This is a genomic window from Actinoplanes sp. NPDC051633 (assembly GCF_040681735.1).
Classification (GTDB): domain Bacteria; phylum Actinomycetota; class Actinomycetes; order Mycobacteriales; family Micromonosporaceae; genus Actinoplanes.
Genome location: NZ_JBFAZH010000700.1, coordinates 1 through 4163 on the forward strand (window position 1 = coordinate 1; position 4163 = coordinate 4163).

The following is a 4163-nucleotide window of genomic DNA, read 5'->3' on the forward strand; positions in this document are numbered from 1 at the left end:
GCCGCCATCGTCGACCCGGCCGGCATCTTCCCCGGCGCGGGCAGCGAGCCGGTCGGGCGCAGGCTCTGGCGCGGCTTGCAGTCCTGCTGCGGAGCGACCACCTGCGGCGCCTCCGACGGCACCGGGTCGACGCGCTCGATCAGGTCGGGGCGCGGGTCCGCGGAGCATCCGGCCGAGACCGCGACGACCACGACCGCGGCGACCAGCGCCGCGGCGATCGGGCCGAGCAACCGGCGCCGCCTCATCGGTACTCCTCCAGCCGCGGGCGCAGGCCGAGGATGGCCAGCGCGCAGACCGCCAGCGCGAGCAGCGGGCCGAGCACGGTCAGCGAGCCCAGGCCGCGACCGGCGGCGTCGATCTCGCGATCGAAGGCGTTCTTGCGGTCCTCCAGCGCGCGCCCGATGTCGTCGGTCAGCCCGCGGAACGTCGCCGAGGTGTCCGCGCCGATGGCCAGGTCCACCGCGCCGTCATGGTCGCCGCTCTCGTCCTTGGCGCGGACCTCCTCGTGGATGCCGACGTAGATGTCGTGCTTGCGCATCGCCGACCGCACCCACTGCCCGGCCGGGCCGTCCACCGCGCCGGCGGCCACCGCGAGCAGGCCGTTCGGGCCGCTCAGCCGCTGCGACGCGGTGTCGAAGTCCTGCTCGTACTGCGCGCCGTTGCCGCGGGCGGCCAGGGTCAGCGCCTCGTCCCCGCGCTCCCGCAGCGCGAAGATCCGGGCCTGGGCCAGCAGCGCCACCGGCGTGGAGCCCTCGCTGTCCGCGTCGCCCAGATGGTTGCGCTGGGCGACCAGCACCCCGGTCGAGATCAGCCCGAGGAGCAGGGTAAGGGCCGTGGCGCAGGCCAGCGGGATGTTGAAGGTCCGCTTGGTGGAGCGGCTGAGCCGCACCTGGGTGTGGATCAGGGCGATGGTGAGGCTGATCAGCAGGAGCGCGTAAAGCACCACGAAGGCGGTGGATTTCGCCGAGCCGTAGCCGCGGTCCGTCTCCTGCTCGGCGATCCGGAACAGCGCCTGAGCCTGCGGTTGCAAGGTCTCGCGGTTGAGCGCGGAGGCCTGCGACAGGTACGCGGAACCGACCGGCATGCCCTGCCGGTTGTTCGCCCGTGCGGACGCGACCAGGGCGGCGTACCGGGTCACGCCGGTGGACAGCGCGCGGATCGACTCGGCCGGCTCGCTGCCCTCCGGGGTGCGCCGGGCCGCCGCGGTGAGCGCCGTGCTCACCCGGGTCAGGTCGTCCTCGTACTGCCGGGTCAGGTCGGCCGGCTCCAGCCCGCCGGCCAGGAACGCCTGGGCGGCGGTGGTGTCCGCGTCGGCCAGCGCCGAGTAGATCGTCTCGGCCTCGACCAGCAGCGGCTGCGCGCGGTCACCCAGGTCGTCGGTGCCCGACCGCGTCTGGTTCGCGGTGACGAAGACGAGCAGGCCGGTGAGCAGGCCCAGCGCGAGCAGGCCGAACAGCGTGAGCTGAAGCCGGCCCGGGGTGGTGTGCCGCAGCTGGGCGACACGTGTGAGCCCCGGCCGTTCCAGCTGAACCGTGCTCACACGACCTCCTCAGTCAAGCTCCCTCTTGAGCAGCTTTCCGGTCGCCGTCATCGGGAGGGAGTCGACGAACTGGACGATCCGAGGGTACTTGTAGCTGGCCATCTGCTCGCGGGCCCAGGCGACCAGCTCGTCCTCGGTGGTCGTCGACCCGGCGTTGCGGATCACGTACGCCTTGATCTCCTCGCCGTGGCTGGAGTGCGGCACCCCGATGACCGCGGCGAGGGAGACCGCCTCGTGGGTCATCAGCACCTCCTCGATCTCCCGCGGGTACACGTTGAAGCCACCGCGGATGATCATGTCCTTGGCGCGGTCGACGATGTAGTAGAAGCCGTCCTTGTCCCGCCGGGCCAGGTCGCCGCTGCGGAACCAGCCGTCCTTCATCACCTCGGCGGTCGCCTCGGGCCGGTTGTAGTAGCCCCGCATGATGTTGTGGCCGCGGATCGCCACCTCACCGATCTCGTCGACGCCCTCGACGGTGTTCCACTCCGGATCGATCAGCTTCACCTCGACGCCCCAGATCGGGATGCCGATCGACCCGGGACGCGGGTCGGAGTTGGGGTCCGAGAAGGTCGCGACCGGCGAGGTCTCGCTCAGCCCGTACCCCTCCAGGATCTGCACGCCGAACCGGTCCTTGACCTGGTGGATGATCTCCACGGGCAGGCTGGAGCCGCCGCTGACCGCCACCCGCATGTTGTCCGCGATCCGCTGCACGTCGACGCCCTCGGACAGGGCGTTGAGCAGACCCCAGTACATCGTGGGTACGCCGGCGAAGAACGTCACGCTCTCGGACTCGAGGAGCTTCACCGCCGCGGCGGCGTCGAACCGGGGGAGCAGCACCAGCGTGCTCGCCGTGGCGAAGCCGGCGTTCATGTTGACCGTCGAGCCGAACGAGTGGAACAGAGGCAGCACGGCGAGGTGCGTGTCCTGGCCCGGGACGGCCTTGAAGAGCCGGTTGCAGGTGAGCGCGTTGAGGATCAGGTTCGAGTGCGACAACTCGGCGCCCTTGGCCTGCCCGGTCGTGCCGCTGGTGTAGAGGATGACGGCCGGGTCGGTCTCCGGCAGGAGCACCGCCTGGAACTTCGGCGACTGCTTCGCGACGGCCGAGCCCATCGTCTCGGCGCCCTCGATCGGCGACGCGGCGGACGGGTCGGCGGTGATCAGGAAGAAGTGCTCACACCCCTCGGTCTGGTCGAAGCCGGCCTTGCCCGCCTCGCCCATCGGCAGCTCGGCAGTGCCCTGGAAGCAGAAGTACGCCTTCGCCTCGGAGTCGTTCAGGTGGTACGCCACCTCGCGGCCCTTGAGCAGCACGTTCAGCGGGACGACCACCGCGCCGGCCTTGAGGATGCCGTAGTAGACGACCGGGAAGTACGGCAGGTTGGGGCAGGACAGCGCCACCTTGTCGCCGGGCTGGATGCCCCGGCTGACCAGCAGGTTCGCCACCTGGTTGGCGGCCGCGTCGACCTGGGCGTAGGACAGGCGGGTCTCTCCGAGCACCACCGCCGTCCGCTCACCGAAGGTGCGGGCGGAGTCCTCGAGCAGGATCGACAGGTTCAGCATGGGGTCCCTCCTACAGCTGTGACGGCCGTCTCAGTGCAGCATGCCATCCCATCCTGGGAAATCAGCCTTGCAGGTAGGCGAGAACGGCCCGGACCCGGCGGTGGTCGTCGGAATCCGGCGGGAGATCGAGTTTCAGCAGCAGGCTGCCGATGTGCTTGGCCACCGCGGCCTCCGAGACCACCATCGCCCGGGCGATCGCGGTGTTCGAGCGGCCCTCGGCCATCAGGGCCAGGACCTCGCGCTCGCGCGGCGTGAGTCGCTGCAGGGGCCCCCGGCGCCGGCCGAGCAGCTGCCGCACCACCTCCGGGTCGACCACCGTGCGGCCCGCGGCCACCCGCTCGAGCGCCTCGACGAACTCGGTTACCTCGCCGATCCGGTCCTTCAGGAGATATCCGACACCGCCGGCGTGGTCGCTCTCGATCAGCTCCGCCGCGTACGTCTGCTCCACGTACTGGCTGAGCACCAGCACCGGCAGAGCCGGGTCGGCGGCGCGCATCCGGATCGCCGCCTGCAGGCCCTCGTCGGCGAAGCCGGGCGGCATCCGCACGTCGGTGACCACGATGTCCGGATCGAGCGCCCGGACGGCGCTCTCCAACGCGGCCGCGTCGCCGACCGCGGCCACCACCTCGTGCCCGAAGCGACGCAGGATCCCGGCGATCCCCTCGCGGACGATCAGCCCGTCCTCGGCGATCACGACCCGCACGGGATCTCCACACGTACCCGCGTGGGGCCGCCGAGCGGGCTGGACACCGCCACCGTCCCGTCCACCGCCGCCACCCGGTCGGCCAGCCCGACCAGCCCGGACCCGTTCGCCGGGTCGGCGCCGCCGCGGCCGTCGTCGGTCACCTCGAGCAGCAGCCGGTCGTCCGCCACCTGCGCGGTGACCCGGGCCCGGCGTGCGCCGCTGTGCTTGGCCACGTTCGCCAGGGCCTCGACGACCACGAAGTACGCGGTCACCTCGACGGCCGCGGGCAACCTGTCCTTCGCCAGGTCCAGATCGACCGGCACGGGCGCGGTGCTCGCCACGTCCCGCACCGCCGCCGCCAGAGATCGGAAGAGCACACGA

The 4163-nt window shown here is 71.6% G+C and carries 4 protein-coding genes and 1 pseudogene; all 5 read right to left on the reverse strand.

The genetic code is table 11. The features are described from left to right. Window positions 1-245: pseudogene (locus AB0M20_RS30065) on the reverse strand (hypothetical protein); the annotation flags it as partial. Next, the gene (locus AB0M20_RS30070) at window positions 242-1540 is read right to left on the reverse strand and encodes a hypothetical protein (RefSeq protein WP_364303691.1); all 1299 of its coding nucleotides are present in this window, start codon (window positions 1538-1540) and stop codon (window positions 242-244) included. The pseudogene AB0M20_RS30065 and the gene AB0M20_RS30070, both read right to left, overlap by 4 nt. Window positions 1541-1549: 9 nt before the next feature. Continuing rightward, window positions 1550-3097, reverse strand: coding sequence for a long-chain fatty acid--CoA ligase (locus AB0M20_RS30075; protein WP_364303692.1), 1548 nt, complete (start codon window positions 3095-3097; stop codon window positions 1550-1552). Window positions 3098-3158: 61 nt separating this feature from the next. Further along, window positions 3159-3800 carry a response regulator transcription factor gene (locus AB0M20_RS30080; protein WP_364303693.1) on the reverse strand — a complete coding sequence of 214 codons (642 nt, stop codon included), beginning with the start codon at window positions 3798-3800 and terminating at the stop codon, window positions 3159-3161. After that, window positions 3788-4163 (reverse strand): ATP-binding protein (locus AB0M20_RS30085; protein ID WP_364303694.1); only part of this gene is annotated, 376 nt, incomplete at its 5' end. The genes AB0M20_RS30080 and AB0M20_RS30085, both read right to left, overlap by 13 nt.

Excerpts from the sequence above, each read along its gene's own strand:
- AB0M20_RS30075 (WP_364303692.1), bottom strand. The coding sequence starts at position 3,097 with ATGCTGAACCTGTCGATCCTGCTCGAGGACTCCGCCCGCACCTTCGGT.